This window comes from Amycolatopsis sp. N2S4-7 (genome assembly GCF_058119595.1).
The window spans coordinates 3,944,697-3,963,121 of sequence record NZ_CP172299.1 but is presented as its reverse complement, the minus strand read 5'-3'; the positions used below and the strand labels follow the sequence as shown (position 1 = coordinate 3,963,121).

Sequence of the window (18,425 nt, the reverse complement as noted above, 5' to 3'; positions counted from 1 at the left end):
CGTCCCAGCCTAGGGAGCCGCGGGCTCCTTCGCGGGTTCGCCGGTCATGGTGAACGCGAACGCGGCCAGGGCCACGAGGAGCACCGCGCCGGCGAGGTAGGGGACGACGGGAGCGATCTCGTACAGGCCGGTGCCCAGCAACGGCCCGCCCATGAACGCCAGCGCGCTGCCCGACCCCATGAGCCCGGCGACGGCGCCCTGTTCCTCCCGGGTGGCGAGCAGCGTCGGCGCGGACATGAAGCCCGGCGTCGCGAACCCCATCCCCGCGCCGAGGACGGCCACCCCGGCACCGAGCAGGAACCCGTCGGAGCCGACGGCCACCGCGAGCATCCCGCCGGTCATGACGACCGCGCCCACCCGGACCAGCCGCAGCGGCGTCCAGTCCAGCCGCGGGACGGCGACGACCTGGACGAGGATGATCATCCCGGCGCCGGCCAGCATGACCAGGCTGGTGACGCGGCCGGTGTCCTGGGCGGTCAGGTGCAGCCGGTCCTGCACGAGGAAGCCGATGGTCATGAGGACGATCGCCAAGGCGAGGTACAGGCCGAAACCGATGGTCAGGAACGGCCACAGACGCTTGTCGAACGGGCTGACCCGCACCGTCGCCGGCCGGGCCGCGCGCTTCGGGGGCTTCGGCAGCGCGAACGTGATCACGACGGCGATCCCGGCCAGGACGACCGGGGCGGCGTAGACCGGGACGAGCAGGTTCCCGGTCAGGCTCAGCACGCCGCCCAGCGCGGGGCCGACGGCGAGCGCGAGGCCCTGCGCCGCGCCGAACACCGCCATGCCCCGCACCCGCTCGGCGGGGCCGTCGGTCACGTCGGCGATGTAGGACTGCGCGGTCACGGGCGTCGCGGCCCAGGCGAGGCCGAAGAGGACGCCGCGGGTGAGCAGGACCGCGGCGAACAACACCGGCACGGCCAGAGCCTTCGCCAGGCCGAGCTGGGCGACGAAGGCGAACCCGAGCAGGCTCGTCATGGCGCCGAGCAGCGAGACCAGCAGCACCGGCCGGTGTCCCCGGTGCGCGGCCCGGCGGCCCCAGAACGGGCTGGCCAGCACGACACCCGCGCCGCCGACGGCCCACACGGCCCCCAGCGCGAACTCGCTGAACCCGAACTCCCGGGCCAGCGGCGGCAGGATCGGGTTGAGCATCTGCTGGCCGGCCATCAGGCCGAAGACCGCCAGGCACACCACCAGGATGGGCCGTCTTCCCGTGTTCATGATCCGTCCCCAGTTCTGTCCGTCGACTTTTCGAACATGTTCCGAAAGTAGCACGGCGGGCATGATGGGGGAATGCCACGACCCGCCGGCCGCATGGGACGGCCGCCGACGACGTCCCGCGCGCGGATCCTCGACGCCGCCCGGGTGATCCTCGACCGCGACGGCTGGGAGAAGCTGACGGTCCGGCGGCTGGCCGCGGAGCTCGGCGTCGGCGCGACGACGCTGTACCACCACGTGCGCGACAAGGACGACCTGCTGGTCCAGCTGCTGGAGCACTACGCCGACGGGCTGCCGCGGCCGGAGCTGCCGGCGGACCCGCGGGACCGCATCGTCGCCGCGGCGACCGTGATGCACGACTCGCTGGCCGCCTGGCCGCAGGCCGTGGAGGTCCTGACGGCCGACGACCTGCTCGGCGAGTCGGCGCTGTGGATGGTCGAAGCCATCGTCGGCGGCGCGCTCGCGTGCGGCTGCACGCCGGAGCGGGCCGTCGAGCTGTACCGGAACGTCTGGTACTACACGGTGGGCGAGATCCTCGTCCGCGCCCGTGCCGGCCGGCGCGCTTCGGAGGACCGGCCCCGGTACCGCGACTCCGTTTTCGCGGCCCTGGACGAGTCCCGGTTCCCCAGCCTGGCCGCGGTCGGCGACCGCTGGCCGGAGCTGGCCGCCCGCGACACCTACCGGGCGGGGCTACGCGCCTTCGTCGACGGGCTCCTGGCTCAGGAGTCGAGGTAGCGCAGCACCGCGAGCACGCGGCGATTGTCCCCTTCGGACGGTGGCAGGCCCAGCTTGCCGAAGATCGACGTCACGTACTTTTCGACGGATCCCGCCGACAGGAACAGTTTCGCCGCGATCGCGGAGTTCGACCGGCCCTCCGCCATCAGGCCGAGGACTTCCCGCTCCCGCGGGGTCAGCCCGCTGAGCGCGTCGGTCTGGCGCGTCGCCGAGAACAGCTGGCTGACGACTTCCGGGTCGAGCACCGTTTCGCCGTCCGAGACCCGGCGCAGCGCGTCCAGGAAGTCCGACACCTCGGCGACGCGGTCCTTCAGCAGGTAGCCGACGCCGCCCGCGCGGTCGGCCAGGAGCTGGGCCGCGTACTTCGTCTCGACGTACTGGGAGAACAGCAGGATCGCGCAGCCCGGGACCTCGCGCCGCAGCGCGATCGCCGCGCGCAGGCCCTCGTCGGTGTGCGTCGGCGGCATCCGGATGTCCACAATGGACACGTCGGGGGTGTGGCTCCCGACGGCGGCTCGCAGCGCTTCGGCGTCCTTGACCGCGGCGACGACCTCGTGGCCGCGGAAGGTCAGCAGCTCGACGAGACCCTGGCGCAGGATGGTGGAGTCCTCCGCGATGACGATCCGCATGCCGCGACCCTAGCGGGGCAGCGGCACCCGCGCGGTGACTTCGGTCGGACCGCCCCGCGGGCTCACGACGGTCAGCTCGCCGTCGACCGTCCGCAGCCGTTCGGCGACCCCGGCCAGGCCGCCGCCCGGCACGACCCGGGCCCCGCCCCGGCCGTCGTCGCGCACCCGCAGCAGCAGGACGTCGCTCTCTTCGGCGACATCGACCAGCGTCGTCCCGCCGTGTTTCGCGGCGTTCGTGAGCAGCTCGGCGGCGCTGAAGTAGACGATCGTCTCCAGCGGCGGCCGCGGGCGGCGCGGCAGGTCGACGGTGACCCGCGCGTCGATCCCGGACGTCGCGACCAGGGTGGCGAGGGCGACGTCGAGGCCCGCGTCCAGGGCGGCCGGGTGGATGCCGCGGGCGAGGTCGCGCAGCTCGGTCAGCGCCTGCTTCGCGTTGGCGTGGGCCGCGGTGACCAGCTCCTTGATCTGGGGCAGGTCGTGCTCCGCCAGCTCGTCCTTGGCCAGCCCGAGCTTCATCGCCAGGGCGACGAGCTGGGCCTGGGCGCCGTCGTGGAGGTCGCGCTCGATGCGCCGGAGCCGGAGGGCGGCGTCCTCGACCGCCGTCGCGCGGCTCGCCTCCAGGTCGCGGACGCGTTCGGACAGCACGCGCTCGCCGAGCAGCCCGACGACCAGCAGCCGGTCGAGCGCGACGAAGGCGTGGGTCACCCACGGGAGCGCCACCAGCACCAGCAACCCGGACGCCGACCAGGCCAGCGCGCCGAACCAGTGCGCGGCCTGGATGTCGAAGACGGGCAGGCGCTGCTCGCCGAGCGGGAACCAGAAGACGGCGAAGGGGGTCGCGGCCAGGGCGAAGAGCGTCGCGACGACGATGGTGAACAGGCCGGCGAAGGTCAGCGGGAGCCGCAGCAGCAGGTAGCCGGCGGTCCGCCAGCCCGCCGGATCGCCGACGCGGGCCTTCACCCAGCTCCACAGCCCGGGCTTCAGCTCGGGACGGCGCGGGGTGGGCACGCTCACGCCGAGCAGCGCCTTGGCGAGACCGCGGTGGGCGGCGCCGAGGCCGCGGGCGTAGAGCAGGGCGCCGGCGAGCACGAGGAACCCGAGCAGCACGGGCGTCAGCCAGATGCCGACCACGAGGACGACGAGGAAGCTCGCCAGGGAGAACAGGCTCAGCGGGCCGGAGAGCACCAGCCAGGCGTACTCGGCCCGGAAGTCCCGGGCGGCGAGCGGGCCGAAGACCCGGCGCAGCAGGTGGGGGCGGGGGAGGTCGAGGCTGGTCACGCTGCCAGTGTCGCGGGTGAGGGGAGGACTGCCCATCCGGTTTTCCCCCGGCTGTTACCCCGGAAACCACACCCGGCGCTCGGGGGCGCCCCCGTTTTCCACGCTACCGGACGGCACCGACAGTTCCGGGGCGCGAAAGCCGTGAAGGCCACCTCGGGAGTGCTCCGAGGTGGCCTTCACGGACCGTGCTGTGGGAGTTCGGCGAGGCGGGGTTCGCGAGCCGCGAGGGGCCGGCGAGGTGGGGTTCACGAGCCCGCTTCGGGAGTCTCGTGAGTGGCGTTCGCGAACCGCGCCGCGGGAGTCCCGCGAGGTGAGGGTCACGAACCGCGCCGCGTCCGCGAGCGCGCCGCGGGAGCCGCGCGAGGTGGTGTTCACGAGCCCGCGCCGCGGGAGCCCCGCGAGGTGGGTTCACGAACCTGCGCGCCGAGGGTTCCGCGCGGTGGCGTTCACGAACCCGCCGCGAGGTGACCCGCACAAACCCTGCCTCAGGGCGCGTCCGGGTCGTCCTCCCGGGCCCGCTGCGCGGCTTCCCGCATCTCGACGACGTCCGTGAGCCAGTCACCCGTCTCGCGGGCGATGTCGCGGATCGCCCCGGTGATGATGCTCGCGATGTTGCCGACGTGCGTCGCGGCTGATTCGGTGATCACCTGCAGGGTGTCCTTCTCCCGTTCGAACTGACCCACCATGTCACCCTCACGCTGCTCGGAGCTGCCGGTCGGGTTCCACGGTAGCCGTCGACGGCGAACCCTGCGGGAGGGCCAGCTTCACGATCTTCTTCGCCACCGACCAGAGCTGCTTGCGCAGCGGTCCCGTGTGGTACGGCAGCCCGTACTTCTCGCAGATCGCGCGCACCTCGCCGGCGATCTCCGGGTACCGCCGCGCCGGGATGTCCGGGAACAGGTGGTGCTCGATCTGGTGCGAAAGGTTGCCGCTCAGGATGTGGAACAGCGGGCCGCCGCTGATGTTCGCCGAACCCAGGATCTGCCGCAGGTACCACTGGCCGCGCGACTCCGAAGCGGTCTCCTCCTCGGTGAAGCTCTCGACTTCCGCCGGGAAGTGGCCGCAGAAGATGATCGCGAACGCCCACAGGTTGCGGGTCAGGTTCGCCGTCGCGTTGCCGAGGAACGTCAGCGGCGCCAGCGGGCCGGTCAGCAGCGGGAACAGGAGGTAGTCCTTGCCCACCTGCCGCGAAGCCTTCCGCACGATCTTCTTCAGCACCGGCACGTTGTCGGCCCACGACCGCTCGCCCTTGACGACGTTCTCCACCTCGAGGTCGTGCAGCATCACGCCCCACTGGAAGAAGATCGCCAGCAGCGTCGCGTACACCGGGTTGCCCAGGTAGTAGGGATGCCACTTCTGGGCGGTGTCCATCCGCAGGATCCCGTAGCCGACGTCGCGGTCCTTGTCGACGATGTTCGTGTACGTGTGGTGGATGTAGTTGTGCGAGTGCCGCCAGTTCTCCGCCGGCGCCACGGTGTCCCACTCGAACCGCTGCGAGCTCAGCGCCGGGTCGCGCGTCCAGTCGTACTGGCCGTGCATGACGTTGTGGCCGATCTCCATGTTGTCGAGGATCTTGGCCAGCGACAGCGCGCCGACGCCGGCGAGCCACGCGGGCGGGAAGAACCCGGCGAACAGCAGCGCCCGCCCGGCGACCTCCAGCCCGCGCTGCGTCTTGATGATGTTGTGGATGTAGTCGACGTCCTCCTGGCCCAGGCTGTCGACGATCCGCTGGCGCAGCCCGTCGAGCTCGCGGCCGAACTCCTCGACCTGTTCCGGGGTCAGGCGGTCCTGCAGACCGGTCATGGCAGTCTCCTTAAGCGTCGATCTCGACGTCCCCGACGGGGACGGAGATGCAGAGCTGGATTTCTTCGTCTTCGTCGCCGGAAACCTCGCCGGTGCGCGCGTTGCGGACGCGCCCGGCGGTCTTGAGCTGGGTGCACGAGAAGCAGATGCCCATCCGGCAGCCGTGCTCCGGCGACAGCCCGGCCTCCTCGGCCTGCTCCAGCAACGGCTTCCCGGAGTTCGCGCATTCACGCCCGCTGCGCTTGAAGCGCACCTGGCCCTCGGCGTTCCCCGTGTCGAAGGTCAACGCCGGCGGCGTGAACTCTTCGGTGTGCACTCGTTCACCCAACTGCTCACGTACCGCGTCCATCAGCGGCTTCGGGCCGCAGACGAACGCCTCCGCGTCGCGGAACCAAGGCGCGACGCGCTCGAGGTGCTCCGGCGAGAAGAACCCGTTCAGGTCGCCGCCCCGGGAATGGGTGTACGCGTGCACCACCCGCAGCCCGGGGTGCCGGGCGGCGAGCTCGGCCAGTTCGGTGCGGTAGAGCGCGTCGGCCGGGCCGTTCGAGTACTGGACGAACACGATCTCGCCGGCGTGGCCTTCGTCGACCAGGGTGCGCGCCATGGCGAGCACCGGCGTGATGCCGCTGCCGCCGGCGATCAGCAGCACGCGGTCCGGCCGGGTGGCCGGGAGCGTGAACGTGCCGTCCGGAGTGGACAGACCGACCACCGCCCCGACGCCGAGCGCGCGGTTCAGGTGCCCGGAAACGAGGCCCTGCTCCTTGACCGTGAACTCCAGTTCGCCGTCGTACTGCGAACCGCACGGCGAATAGCAGCGCGTGCGCCGGACGCCGTCGATCTCCACCTGCAGGCGGACGTACTGGCCGGCGCTGAAGCCGGGCCACGCGCGGCTGGGCTTCACGGTGAGGGTGACGCTGTCCGGCGTCTGCTTGCGCACCGCCGTGACCAGCCCGCGGATCTCGCGGCGGACCAGCATCGGGTCGACGAGCTCCAGGTAGCGGTCCATCCCGTGCGGCGTCAGCAGCGCCTCGGCCAGCGAGGCGAGGCCGCGCACGCGCCGGGGGATGAGCGCTGTCATCTCCGAACCTCCTCGGTTACAGTGAACGACTGTACACTGAACAGTGCACTGCAGGAGTGGACCGCCTGTCAACGCGAGACGCGGAGGATGTGACGTGAGCAACGCGGTGGACGCTGTGTACAGCGGGGCTCCGCCCCGGCCCCCGGCAGGGGGCAGGCCCCCCGCACCCCCAAAAGATGTCCGTACGCTGGAGGCCGTGTCCGAACCACTGACGCCGGTGAGCCGCCAGGAGCGCAAACTGCGCACCCGCCAGGCGTTGCTGGACACCGCACTGGACCTCCTGGCCGACCGCCCGTTCGCGAGCCTGTCGCTGCGCGAAGTCGCGAAAGGCGCCGGCCTGGTGCCGACGGCGTTCTACCGGCACTTCGCCTCGATGGAGGAACTCGGCGTCGCGCTCGTCGAAGAGGCGACGCGCACGCTGCGCGGCATGATGCGGTCGGCGCGCACCGACCCGGACACCTACCAGGGGATGATCAGCGCCTCGGTGGCCACGGTGCACCAATTCGTCCGGGCGAACGAGGACCATTTCCGGTTCCTGACGCGCGAGCGCTACGGCGGCGGGCCGCTCGCCCGCGCCATCGGCGTCGAGCTGCGCATGTTCTCCGGCGACCTCGCGATCGACCTCGCACGGTTCGCGCCGCTGCGGTCGTGGAGCACCGAAGACCTGCACATGCTCGCCGACTTGATCGTTTCCGTGATGCTGACGACCATTGTCGAACTGCTGGAAGCCCGCCCTGGTGAAGACCCGAAAATCACCGGAACGGCGGAAAAACGGCTGCGCCTGATCCTGCTCGGCGTCCCGCACTGGAAAACCCGCTGAACGTTTCCTTTCCGGCACTCGTATCTTCTGGCACAAACCCGGAGACTTGCGACTCACGTCACTGGGGACTGTCGGTCCGGCGTGGTACAACCCTCGGATCGTGCCTCGCCGATGAGGAGGTCGTGTGGCGGACAGCGAACAGCTTCAGCAGCTCACCGTGGGTGTGGTGACCGAGTCACGCCCCGGGGAGCGCCGGGTGGCCATGGTGCCCAAACTGGTCGGCAGGCTCGTGCAGCGCGGGCTGCGCGTCGTCGTCGAACCGGGCGCCGGGGCCAAGGCCCACCTGAGCGACGACGCGTACACCCAGGCGGGCGCCGAACTCGGCGACGCGTGGGGCGCACCGATCGTCGTGAAGGTGAACCCGCCCGCGCCCGGGGAGGTCGCGAAACTGAGCCGGGGCGCCGTGCTCATCGGCTTCCTCGACCCGCGGGGCAACCCGGAAGGACTCGCGAAGCTCGAAGAAGCGGGCCTGCGCGCGTTCGCGATGGAGGCGGTCCCGCGGATCTCCCGGGCCCAGGCGATGGACGCGCTGTCGTCGCAGGCCAGCATCGGCGGCTACCGCGCCGTGCTGCTCGCGGCGCAGAAGCTCCCGCGGTTCTTCCCGATGCTCACCACCGCGGCCGGCACCGTCCCGCCGGCCAAGGTGCTGGTGCTCGGCGCCGGCGTCGCCGGGCTGCAGGCGCTGGCCACCGCGAAACGGCTCGGCGCGCAGACCACCGGCTACGACGTCCGGCCCGAGGTCGGCGAGCAGGTCAAGTCACTCGGCGCGCAGTTCCTGGACCTCGGCATCGAGGCGGTCGGCGAAGGCGGGTACGCCCGCGAGCTGACCGCCGAGGAGCGCGAAGAGCAGCAGCGCCGGCTCACCGAAGCCATCACGAAGTTCGACGTCGTGATCACCACGGCCCTGGTGCCGGGCCGCAAGGCGCCGACGCTGGTCACCGCGGACGCCGTCAAGGGCATGCCCGCCGGGTCGGTTGTCGTCGACCTCGCCGGCGAGACCGGCGGCAACTGCGAGCTGACCAAGCCGGGCGAGGACGTCGTGGAGCACGACGTCACCATCTCCGCCCCGCTCAACCTGCCCGCCGAAATGCCTTCGCACGCCAGCGAGCTCTACGCCCGCAACGTCACCGAGCTGCTGGAGCTGCTGGTGACGAAGGAGGGCGAGCTGAAGCTGGACTTCGAAGACGAGATCGTCGCCGGTGCCTGCGTGGCCGGGCGCGAAGGGAGTGCGTCGTGAGTCCGCTCGTGCAGAACCTGGCGGTGCTCGTGCTCGCCGGGTTCGTCGGCTTCGCCGTCATCTCCAAGGTGCCCAACACCCTGCACACGCCGCTGATGTCCGGCACCAACGCGATCCACGGCATCGTGCTGCTGGGCGGGCTGGTCGTGCTCGGCCTCGGCGTCGACGGCGTCTTCAACAAGATCCTGCTGGTGATCGCGATCGCCTTCGGCACGATCAACGTCGTCGGCGGCTTCCTGGTCACCGACCGGATGCTGTCGATGTTCAAGGCCAAGAAACCCGTCGCCGGTGAGGAGGACGAGAAGTGACCGACTTCATCGCGATCCTCTACATCATCGCGTTCGCCCTCTTCATCTACGGCCTGATGGGCCTGACCGGCCCGCGCACCGCAGTCCGCGGCAACTGGATCGCCGCGGTCGGCATGGGCATCGCCGTCGTCGCGACCCTGCTCACCCCGGGCATGGGCAACTGGCTGCTGATCGTCCTCGGCGTCGGGATCGGCGTGCTCGTCGGCGTCCCGTCGGCGCGCAAGGTCAAGATGACCGCGATGCCGCAGATGGTGGCCCTGTTCAACGGCGTCGGCGGCGGCGCGGTCGCGCTGATCGCCTGGGTCGAGTTCCGCTCCACCGCCGGCTACGCGCACGAGCCGGTGTACATCGCGATCGCCTCGCTCTTCGCGGCGATCATCGGGTCGATCTCGTTCTGGGGCTCGAACGTCGCGTTCGGCAAGCTCCAGGAACTGATCAGCGGCCGCCCGATCACCATGGGCAAGCTGCAGCAGCCGGTGAACGCGCTGCTCCTGCTGGTCGCGCTCGCCTGTGCCGTGATCATCGTCGCCGGCGGCGACAACGGGTGGCTGATGATCGGGCTGCTCGTCGCGGCGGGCGTCCTCGGCCTCACCGTGGTCCTGCCGATCGGCGGCGCGGACATGCCGGTGGTGATTTCGCTGCTCAACGCGTTCACCGGGCTGTCGGCCGCGGCGATGGGCCTGGCGCTGGACAACACGGCGCTGATCGTGGCCGGCATGATCGTCGGCGCTTCCGGCTCGATCCTGACCAACCTGATGGCCAAGGCGATGAACCGGTCCATCCCGGCGATCGTCGCGGGCGGCTTCGGCGGCGGCCCGGCGATTTCGGCCGGCAGCGGGACGAAGGAAGCCCGTCCGGTGCGCTCCACCAGCGCGGCCGACACCGCGATCCAGATGGCGTACGCCAGCAAGGTTGTCGTCGTGCCGGGGTACGGCATGGCCGTGGCGCAGGCCCAGCACACCGTCCGGGAGATGGCGAAGCTGCTGGAGAAGAAGGGGATCACGGTTGCCTACGCGATCCACCCGGTGGCCGGCCGGATGCCCGGGCACATGAACGTCCTGCTCGCCGAGGCCGACGTGCCGTACGAGCAGCTGAAGGAGATGGACGAGATCAACTCCGAGTTCGCCCAGACCGACGTCGCGCTGGTGATCGGCGCGAACGACGTCACGAACCCGGCCGCGCAGACCGACCCGAGCTCGCCGATCTACGGGATGCCGATCCTCAAGGTCAACGAGAGCCGGTCCGTGATCGTCTTGAAACGCGGGATGGCCTCCGGCTTCGCCGGGATCGACAACGACCTGTTCTACGATCCGAAGACCAGCATGCTCTTCGGGGACGCCAAGTCGTCGGTGGGCGAGATCGTGGAGGAACTCAAGGCGTTATGACGAGCGGGTCGGATGTGCGTGCGGCGTTCACGGACCCGGCCGAAAACCTCGCGTTCGACGAAGCGCTCCTCCGGGTTGCGCCCGAGTCACCGGTGCTGTGGCTCTGGCGCAACCCGGTTTGCGTTGTGGTCGGGCGCGGTCAGCGGATCGCGCGCGAAGTGCGCGTTTCGGAATGCGAGCGCGACGGCGTCCCGGTGCTGCGGCGGGCCAGCGGCGGCGGCACGGTGTTCCACGACCCGGGCAACCTGAACGTGACGTTGGTCCTGCCCGGCCCGGCCGACCGGCCCCTGGAGGCGCTCGGCCAGGTGATGAGCGCCGCTGTCGACCAGCTCGGGCTGGTGCCGCGGATCGGCGACCGCGGCCTGTTCGTCGGCGACGCGAAGCTCTGCGGGTTCGCCGTGTTCCGCACCAAGACCGGGCTGCTGGCGCACTCGACGCTGCTGGTCGAGACGTCCGCCGGGCTCGTCGGCCGCTACCTGACGAGCGCACCGGCGGACCCGCGCCCGCTCGACTCCCACCGCAGCCCGGTGGCGTCCCTGGCCGAGCACGGCCTCCGGCCCGGCTTCCCGGCGGTCGAGGCGGCGGTGCGGGCGGCGGCGTCGCAGCTGCTCGGAACGCTCGTGCCGCGCCCGCCGTCCGCGGCCGAACTGGCGCGGCAGCGGACGCTGCTGCACACCCGCTACCACTATCCGTCCTGGCACGCGGACGGCGCTCAGCGGGCGGCGTAGGCCGGCCAGGAGGACGGCAGCCACGGGCGCCTGCCCGCCGGTTGGCGGCCACCGGCTGTGTCGCTTGTGGACGGTCAGCCGGTGGCCGGGCCGGTCGTCGGCCAGGGCTACGGCCTCCCGGAGGCCCGGATGATCGCGAGCATCTCAGCCGCCGAGCTGATCGGCCGGCGGGATCAGGCCTGCGCCGCCGAGAAGGTGACCGTGGGCACCTGGCGGGCGGGCGTCTTCGGCTCCGCCGCCTTCCGGGCACGGGTGGTCTTCGCGGGCTCGGCCTTGGCCGTGGTGGCCTTGGCGGGCGCCTTCGCGCGCGTGGCGGTGGTCTTCGCCGCGGCCTTCGGCGCGGCGGCCTTCGTGGCGGCGGCCTTGGGCGCTGCCTTGGTGGCGGCGGTCTTGGGTGTCGCCTTGGTGGCGGCAGTCTCGGAGGCGGCGGCCTTGGCCGGTGCGCCCTTGGTGGCCGCCTTGGTGGCGACGGTCTTGGCCAGTGCGCCCTTGCTGGCGGCAGGCTGGGTGGCGGTCTTGGCCGGTGCGGCCTTGGTGGCGGCAGCCTTGGTGGCGGTCTTGGCCGGTGCGGCCTTGGTGGCCGTGGCCTTGGCGGTTGCTGCCTTCGCCGGTGCTGCTTTGGCCGGGGCTGCCTTGGCGGCGGTGGCCGTGCGGCGGCCCGCAACCGCCGTCTTCGGCGTGGCCTTCGCCCGTGGCTTCTTCGCTCCGGGGACGATCCGCGGCCGCTGCTTGCGGCCGCCGGTGCGGCGTCCGGCGTCGGCGTACCGCTGCAGGAGCTCGCGCAGCGCCTCGGCGTTGGCGAAGGAGAGGTCGATGTCGTAGTCGATGCCGTCCAGCGCGAACCCGACGGTTTCCGCGGCGGGCTCCCCGGTCAGATCATCCAGCAACCGCACAGCCGTGTTTCTGGCCACGACAGACCTCCCGTGCTCGAACGTGTGATTCTCGCGTGCACCGGGTCCGGCGACACCCCGGTGCCGCCGACAACTTGCAGCTTCTCCGCACGAGGATAGCCGTTGGCTTGCGCGATCCCGCGCGGTGGTGTGCGCTGAACCCATGGCTGGACAGACTTTTGACGTAGTGGTGATCGGTGCGGGTCCGGTGGGGGAGGTGGCCGCCGAACGGGCGGCTCGCGGAGGCCTCAAGGTCGCCCTCGTCGAGCACGAACGCTTCGGCGGCGAGTGCTCCTACTGGGCCTGCATCCCGAGCAAGGCGTTGCTGCGGCCGGGAAACGTCCTCGCCGCGGCGAAGCGCGTGCCCGGGGTGCCGGTCGGCGACCGGCTCGACCCCGCCGCGGTGTTCGCCCGCCGTGACTGGTTCACCGGCAAGGGCGACGATTCGGGACAGGTCGACTGGGCCCGTGGCGCGGGCATCGAACCGGTCCGCGGGCACGGGGTGATCACCGGTGAGCGGGAGGTGACCGTCGGCGGCGACCGCGTGCTGACCGCGCGGCACGCGGTGATCGTCTGCACCGGGAGCGTGCCGAGCAAGCCGCCGATCCCGGGGCTCGACACGATCCGGCCGTGGGGTTCGCGGGAAGCGACGTCGGCCTCGGCGGTGCCGGCCCGGCTCGGCGTCCTCGGTGGCGGCGTCGTCGGCGTCGAGATGGCGCAGGCGTGGGCGCGGCTCGGCTCGGAGGTCCACCTGGTGATCACCGGCGAGCGCCCGCTGCCGCGCAACGCGGCGTTCGCCGGCGACCTGGTGCTGGCGGGGCTGCGGGAGGACGGGGTGACCGTGCACACGGGGTCCGGCGTCGAGCGGGTTGCCGCGGGAGCGGACGGCACCGAGCTGACGCTGAAGGACGGCTCGACGCTCGTCGTCGACGAATTCCTGGTGGCGACCGGGCGCCGGCCCGCGACCGCCGGGCTGGGCCTGGAGACCCTGGGCCTGGACACCGGCGCCGCGCTGACCGTCGACGACACCGGCCGGGTGTCCGCAGTGGACGGTGGCTGGCTGTTCGCGGCCGGCGACGTCACCGGCCGGGCCCCGCTGACCCACCAGGGCAAGTACGGCGCCCGCGCGGCGGGTGACACGGTGGCCGCGCTGGCGGCGGGTTCGCCGGTGACGACTGAGCCCTGGAGCCGGTTCACGGCCACGGCCGACCACCACGCGGTGCCGCAGGTGGTGTTCACCGACCCGGAGGTCGCGGCCGTCGGCCTGGCGGACGCGCGTCCGGGTTCGGCGGACCGGGTTGTCGACATCGACATCGCGGTGGCGGGCTCGTCGCTGCACGCGGACGGCTACACCGGCAAGGCGCGGATGGTCGTCGACACCGAGCGGAACGTGCTGCTCGGGGTGACGTTCGTCGGCCAGGACGTCTCGGAGCTGGTGCACTCGGCGACGGTCGCGATCGTCGGGGAGGTGCCGCTCGACCGGCTGTGGCACGCGGTGCCGTCGTTCCCGACGATCAGCGAGGTGTGGCTGCGGCTGCTCGAGGCCTACGGGCTCTGAGTCACTGGGCGGGCAGGTCCAGGGCTGCTTTCGCGGCCCTGGCGAGGCCGGGATCGTCCGCAGTGGACGGTCCCGGCGCCCACACCGCCTGCACCAGCCGCACCGAGGAGCTCTCGAGCTTGGAGGCGTAGGCGGCGTTCTCGAACCGCGGCGGCGGGGTGGCGCCCCACTTGCCGGTCTCGGCGGCGAGGTCGAGGATGCCCCCGCCGCCCGGGGTGTCGACGACGGCCTTGAAGGCGGCCGCCTGCGCGGTGTCGGGGAACGCGACGATGCCGATGGTGACGGCCGCCGAGCGCCCGTCGACGGTGGCGGCGTAGCTGGCCCGCCGCACGCCTGAGCAGCTGGTCTGCTGCAGGCTGGCCTGGGCGTCCCCGAAGGCGTGGGAGGCGCAGCGCTGATCGCCGTCCGCGGCGCGCAGGGCGAACTGCAGGCTCTCGACCGGAGCGGCGGCGCTGGAGCTGACGGGCGGCGGCTGGGTCGCCGGAGTGGGCGGCCCGCTGGGCGCGGCGGCGGTGTCGTCCCCGGTGGTGGCCACGGCAATGGCGGCCACGACGAGGGCGACGAGCAACCCGATGGCCCCGAGCGGAAGCCACCGAACGGTCCGCGAAGCCGGACGGCTCGGAGTCTTCGGCTGGGAGGACGGCGGCGGGGGAGGGACTCGGGCGGTGAGCCGGTCGGGTGTGGTGGGCGGGACAGCGGGCCGCCCGGCCGGGGCGGAGGGGAAGGCGGGGTGCCCGGAGGCGGCGGGCTGGGGGTTGGCGGGTCCGGTTTCGGCGGGCGCCGCGGTGGGGTTGCCGGAGTTGGTGGGCTGCGGGTTGGCCGGTCCGGGTTCGGCGGGCGCCGCGGTGGGGCTGCCGGAGCTGGCAGGCTGCGAGTCGGCTTGCCCGGGCTCGGCGGGCGGCGCGGTGGTGGGGTGGCCGGGGCTGGCCGGCCCCGGGTTGGCGGGCTGCGGTTTCGCCGGCCCGTCTTCGGTCGGGAAGCCGAAATTCTCGGTGCGCTCGGTGTCCGGCGCGGGAAAGGCGAGGGTTTCGGTCCGCTCGGTGTCCGCGACCGGAGGTTCGGCGCCGGGGAACAGCGGCAGCACCACGGCTTCGGCGGGGCGTTCCGGCTCGGTCTCCTCCGGGACGGGAGCCGGGAGAACTTCGGTACTTTCGGCTTCCGCGACCGCGGGAAGGTCCGCTTCCGGCTCGGGTTCGGTGACGGGTTCCGTGCTCTCGGCGACACTCGGCTCGGCGGGCAGTGGTGTTTCGGTTCGCCAACCAGCCTCGGTCGCCGCCGCAGCGGAGGCCGCCGAAGTCGCGTCGGCCGTACCCCCGCCTGCCGTCTGCGGCGGGAGCTCCGGTGCCGCGTCCCAAAGGGACTCCGGGGGCGCGTCATCCGTGAAACGGCTGAAGCCTTCGCCCAGCAGGACCTCGTCCGAAAACTCCGGGGCCTCCGGGGCCAGCCCCCGGATCAACGCCCGGACCTGGTCCACCGATCGCGGACGGTGGGCCGTGGCCAGGGAGACCGTGGCCGCCAGCATCGTTGTCGGGGTGGGGTGGAGCACGCGGACCGGGCCCGCCAGGTCGCCCGCCGGCTGGTCGACCGTCTCCACGTACGGTCCTACCGCGACGATCGTCCCCACCGGGCTCGTGCCCGGGACCAGGGACGCGATCCGCTGCTCGCACGCCTGGGAGATGTCCAGGGCTTCGGTGGCCGGGTTGATCGCGTCGTCGTCGGCGACCAGGGGCCAGCCGTCGGCTTTCCACGGTGCTCCCAGCGGGGCTTCCAGCCGCAGCGCCGGGTCGGGGAGGTCGACGCCGATGACGATGATCACGCCGTGCGGCAGCAGGACCACCGCTTCGATCGGGCGCTCGGTGACCGAACCGACCCCGACCAGGGCGATGCCGCCGATGACGGTGCTGCCGCGGCCCAGGGACGCCAGTGCCGCCCGGACGTCGTCGGCGACCCGGGACTGCTGCCGCTCCAGGCGCACCAGTCGCACCGAAAACCCCTCCCTGCTCGTCGTTCCGGGTCATCACGCTAGCGCGCCCGGCCCAGCGAACCGTGCGACACGGGGAAGACGCGGCCGCGTGCCCTCCGAAAGTGGTGCCGCGGGTGACTTGTGGTGTTCATGTGGCCAAACAGCACGGTTGGGGTGCAGAATGTGCTACAACGCATCGGAGGCGGCATTCGGGAGCCGCACTGAGGCCGCGCTGCAGCTCGGAGTAGGGCGTAGGGGAAGACGTCCCTCGTCGAGCAACAAGCGGAGGTAGCAGTGAGCACCCGTGGCAGCACCCGAGGTGTGGTGTACGTCCACTCGTCGCCGTCTGCGGTGTGTCCGCACGTCGAGTGGGCCATTTCGGGCACCCTGGGTGCCCGCGTTGACCTGAAGTGGACGGCGCAGCCGGCCAGTCCGGGTCAGCTTCGCGCCGAGTGCGGCTGGCGCGCGCCCGCGGGCACCGGCGCCAGACTGGCGTCCGCCCTCAAGGCGTGGCCGATGATTCGGTTCGAGGTCACCGAAGAGCCCAGCGCGGGCGTCGACGGCGAACGGTTCTGCTTCGCGCCCGGCCTCGGCCTCTGGCACGGGCGGACCAGCGCCAACGGCGACATCGTGGTGGGCGAAGACCAGCTGCGCGCCCTCGTGGCCATGACCCGCGGGGGTGAGTCCCTCGCGCACAAGCTCGACGAACTCCTCGCCGCGAGCTGGGACGAGGCGCTCGAGCCCTACCGCCACGCCGGCGACGGCGCTCCGGTGACCTGGCTGCACCAGGTGGGCTGACCACCCGGACGGCCGGCCCGCGCGAAGCGGACCGGCCGGACCCGGCTGCACCCGGGCCGTGTGCCGGGGCCGGTACGCTCTCCGGCGTGACCGCCCCCGCCCCCAGCTCCCGCCAGCGCTGGCTGGTGCCCGTCGTGGTCGTGGTGCTCTCCGTGACCGTGGGCGGCGGCCTGCTCGCGCGCGAGCTCTACCGCCGTCCCGACCAGCCCGCCGACGACACCTCCGTCTCGGTGTCGACGCCGTCCTCGGCCACCGGCGGTGAGCCGGGCGCGGCGGACGCCGTCCGGATGACCGACGACGCGCGGGCGCACCCGCAGGCCGATGCCGTCCGCAAGGTCCTGCAGACGTACTTCGCGGCCATCAACAACAAGCAGTACCAGCAGTGGACGACCGTCGTCACGGCGGAGCGGGTGGCGGCCCAGCCGCTCCCCGACTGGCGGAAGGGCGTCCGGACCACAGTGGACAGTGACGCCCTCGTCTACCGGATCGAGCGCGCCTCCGGGACGTCCCTGCGGGTCCTGGTGGGGTTCACGAGCAAGCAGGAGATCGAGGACGCCCCGCCGTACTTCCGGGAGCCCTGCATCAAGTGGCGGCTCGTCCTGCCGATGGTCGTCGAGAAGACCACCTTGAAGATCGCCGCCATCGACGGCGGGCCACTGCCCGAACACGAGAAGTGCTGAACGCGGGAAGGGCCCGGCCGGAGCCGGGCCCTTCTCACGTTTGAAACCTTGCTCAGGCGACCGTGAACAGCAGCGCGGTGTTGTGCCCGCCGAAGCCGAACGAGTTGCTGATCGCCGCGGTCAGCTGCTCGACCTTGCGCGGCTCGCCCGAGACGACGTCCAGCTGCACCCGCGGGTCCAGGTCGGTCAGGTTCCGGGTGGCCGGCACGATGCCGTGGTAGAGCGACAGGATCGTGATGATCCCCTCGACCGCGCCGGCGCCGCCGACGAGGTGGCCGAGCGAACCCTTCGGCGCCGTCACGACCGGGTGTTCCCCGACCGCGTTGCGGATCGCCGCCGCCTCGCCGATGTCACCGACCACAGTGGACGTCGCGTGGGCGTTCACGTGCCCGATGTCCGCGGCGGTGACGCCGGCCATCTTCATCGCCGCGCGCATCGCGGCGATCTGGCCGATGCCCTCGGGGTGGTTGCCCGTGATGTGGTAGGCGTCCGAGGTGATGCCGTGCCCGGCGAGCGTCGCGTAGATGCGCGCCCCGCGGGCCTTCGCCAGGTCCGCGCGCTCCAGGATGACCACGCCGGCGCCCTCGCCGAGGACGAAGCCGTCACGGCTCGCGTCGAACGGCCGCGACGCGCTCGCCGGGTCGTCGTTGCGCGTGGACACGGTGCGGGCCTGGGCGAACCCGGCCAGCGTGATCGGGTGGATGCACGCTTCGGCGCCCCCCGCGATCACGACGTCCGCGCGGCCGGAGCGGATCATCTCCACCCCGCTGGCGATGCCCTCGGCACCGGAAGCGCAGGCCGAGGCCGGGGAGTGCACCCCGGCCCGCGCCTTCAGGTCGATGCCCACGTGCGCGGCCGGGCCGTTCGGCATCAGCATCGGCACGGTCAGCGGCGACACCTTGCGGAGACCCTGCTGGTGCAACAGGTCGTTCTGGGTGAGCAGGGTGACCGGGCCGCCGATGCCGGTGCCGATCGAAACCCCGAGGCGATCGGGGTCCACGTCGGTGTGCTCGTCGGTCGGCTCGGTGTACCCGGCGTCGGCCCACGCCTGGCGGGCGGCGATCAGCGCGACCTGCTCGCAGCGGTCCATCCGGCGGGCCTGCACCCGCGGCAGGACCTCGGTCGGCTCGACGGCCAGCTGACCGCCGATCTTGACCGGCAGCTGCAGCTCCTCGACCCAGTCCGCCTCGATCGCGCGGACCCCGCTCGCCCCGGCCAGCAGACCGTCCCAGGTGGACGTCACGTCCCCGCCGAGCGGTGTGGTGGCGCCGAGACCGGTGATCACGACGTCGATGTTGCTCATGGGAGTCTCCTCAA

18 protein-coding genes are annotated in these 18,425 nt (G+C 72.2%); 9 read left to right on the top strand and 9 right to left on the bottom strand.

From position 1 onward, the window contains the following. Positions 1-9: 9 nt before the first annotated feature. Positions 10-1,221 (bottom strand): MFS transporter, encoded by a 1,212-nt coding sequence (locus ACH54P_RS18445; protein WP_489914336.1) that lies wholly within the window; start codon positions 1,219-1,221, stop codon positions 10-12. A gap of 72 nt (positions 1,222-1,293) precedes the next feature. On the opposite strand from ACH54P_RS18445, the gene ACH54P_RS18440 reads away from it, so the two are divergent. Then, on the top strand, positions 1,294-1,953 hold the full coding sequence (locus tag ACH54P_RS18440) for a TetR family transcriptional regulator (RefSeq protein WP_489914334.1): 660 nt from the start codon (positions 1,294-1,296) through the stop codon (positions 1,951-1,953). Here the strand turns inward: ACH54P_RS18440 and ACH54P_RS18435 are convergent. The 5 genes from ACH54P_RS18435 to ACH54P_RS18415 all read right to left on the bottom strand — a co-directional run bounded on the left by ACH54P_RS18435 (position 1,938) and on the right by ACH54P_RS18415 (position 6,741). Beyond that, positions 1,938-2,582, bottom strand: coding sequence for a response regulator (locus ACH54P_RS18435; RefSeq protein ID WP_489914332.1), 645 nt, complete (start codon positions 2,580-2,582; stop codon positions 1,938-1,940). The two genes, ACH54P_RS18440 and ACH54P_RS18435, sit on opposite strands and share 16 nt — an antisense overlap. Positions 2,583-2,591: 9 nt before the next feature. Further along, positions 2,592-3,896: a sensor histidine kinase gene (locus ACH54P_RS18430; protein WP_489914330.1), complete on the bottom strand. Its 1,305-nt coding sequence runs from the start codon at positions 3,894-3,896 to the stop codon at positions 2,592-2,594. A 449-nt stretch (positions 3,897-4,345) separates the two neighbouring features. Continuing rightward, positions 4,346-4,546, bottom strand: coding sequence for a hypothetical protein (locus tag ACH54P_RS18425; RefSeq protein ID WP_489914328.1), 201 nt, complete (start codon positions 4,544-4,546; stop codon positions 4,346-4,348). A gap of 7 nt (positions 4,547-4,553) precedes the next feature. After that, positions 4,554-5,663, bottom strand: coding sequence for a fatty acid desaturase family protein (locus ACH54P_RS18420; protein ID WP_489914326.1), 1,110 nt, complete (start codon positions 5,661-5,663; stop codon positions 4,554-4,556). 10 nt (positions 5,664-5,673) lie between these two features. Continuing rightward, complete coding sequence (locus ACH54P_RS18415; protein WP_489914324.1) at positions 5,674-6,741, bottom strand: ferredoxin reductase; 1,068 nt, start codon at positions 6,739-6,741, stop codon at positions 5,674-5,676. Between the two features lie 196 nt (positions 6,742-6,937). Here ACH54P_RS18415 and ACH54P_RS18410 point away from each other — a divergent pair, with 196 nt between their 5' ends. The 5 genes from ACH54P_RS18410 (at position 6,938) to ACH54P_RS18390 (ending at position 11,219) form a co-directional block, all read left to right on the top strand. Then, the gene (locus ACH54P_RS18410) at positions 6,938-7,561 is read left to right on the top strand and encodes a TetR family transcriptional regulator (protein WP_489914322.1); all 624 of its coding nucleotides are present in this window, start codon (positions 6,938-6,940) and stop codon (positions 7,559-7,561) included. A 124-nt stretch (positions 7,562-7,685) separates the two neighbouring features. Then, a complete protein-coding gene (locus ACH54P_RS18405; protein ID WP_489914319.1) occupies positions 7,686-8,798 on the top strand; it encodes a Re/Si-specific NAD(P)(+) transhydrogenase subunit alpha in 1,113 nt (370 codons plus the stop codon). After that, a complete protein-coding gene (locus tag ACH54P_RS18400) occupies positions 8,795-9,106 on the top strand; it encodes an NAD(P) transhydrogenase subunit alpha part 2 (RefSeq protein WP_285989380.1) in 312 nt (103 codons plus the stop codon). The genes ACH54P_RS18405 and ACH54P_RS18400 overlap by 4 nt, the downstream gene beginning before the upstream one ends. Continuing rightward, entirely contained in the window at positions 9,103-10,491 is a 1,389-nt protein-coding gene (locus ACH54P_RS18395; protein ID WP_489914316.1) for an NAD(P)(+) transhydrogenase (Re/Si-specific) subunit beta, read from the top strand. Before ACH54P_RS18400 ends, ACH54P_RS18395 begins: the two co-directional genes overlap by 4 nt. Continuing rightward, positions 10,488-11,219 (top strand): lipoate--protein ligase family protein, encoded by a 732-nt coding sequence (locus tag ACH54P_RS18390; RefSeq protein WP_489914314.1) that lies wholly within the window; start codon positions 10,488-10,490, stop codon positions 11,217-11,219. Before ACH54P_RS18395 ends, ACH54P_RS18390 begins: the two co-directional genes overlap by 4 nt. A 173-nt stretch (positions 11,220-11,392) precedes the next feature. Here ACH54P_RS18390 and ACH54P_RS18385 read toward each other — a convergent pair whose 3' ends face one another. Then, positions 11,393-12,130: an Lsr2 dimerization domain-containing protein gene (locus ACH54P_RS18385; protein ID WP_489914312.1), complete on the bottom strand. Its 738-nt coding sequence runs from the start codon at positions 12,128-12,130 to the stop codon at positions 11,393-11,395. Between the two features lie 142 nt (positions 12,131-12,272). Here ACH54P_RS18385 and ACH54P_RS18380 point away from each other — a divergent pair, with 142 nt between their 5' ends. Then, on the top strand, positions 12,273-13,667 hold the full coding sequence (locus tag ACH54P_RS18380) for a dihydrolipoyl dehydrogenase family protein (RefSeq protein ID WP_489914310.1): 1,395 nt from the start codon (positions 12,273-12,275) through the stop codon (positions 13,665-13,667). A gap of 1 nt (position 13,668) precedes the next feature. Here ACH54P_RS18380 and ACH54P_RS18375 read toward each other — a convergent pair whose 3' ends face one another. Next, a complete protein-coding gene (locus ACH54P_RS18375) occupies positions 13,669-15,651 on the bottom strand; it encodes a hypothetical protein (protein WP_489914308.1) in 1,983 nt (660 codons plus the stop codon). Between the two features lie 273 nt (positions 15,652-15,924). Between ACH54P_RS18375 and ACH54P_RS18370 the strand changes: the two genes are divergently transcribed. Both ACH54P_RS18370 and ACH54P_RS18365 read left to right on the top strand, forming a co-directional pair. Further along, positions 15,925-16,428 (top strand): DUF3145 domain-containing protein, encoded by a 504-nt coding sequence (locus tag ACH54P_RS18370; RefSeq protein ID WP_489914306.1) that lies wholly within the window; start codon positions 15,925-15,927, stop codon positions 16,426-16,428. 86 nt (positions 16,429-16,514) lie between these two features. Continuing rightward, positions 16,515-17,108: a hypothetical protein gene (locus ACH54P_RS18365; protein WP_489914304.1), complete on the top strand. Its 594-nt coding sequence runs from the start codon at positions 16,515-16,517 to the stop codon at positions 17,106-17,108. Positions 17,109-17,160: 52 nt separating this feature from the next. Here ACH54P_RS18365 and ACH54P_RS18360 read toward each other — a convergent pair whose 3' ends face one another. Continuing rightward, positions 17,161-18,411 carry a beta-ketoacyl-[acyl-carrier-protein] synthase family protein gene (locus ACH54P_RS18360; protein ID WP_489914302.1) on the bottom strand — a complete coding sequence of 417 codons (1,251 nt, stop codon included), beginning with the start codon at positions 18,409-18,411 and terminating at the stop codon, positions 17,161-17,163. Between the last annotated feature and the right edge of the window lie 14 nt (positions 18,412-18,425).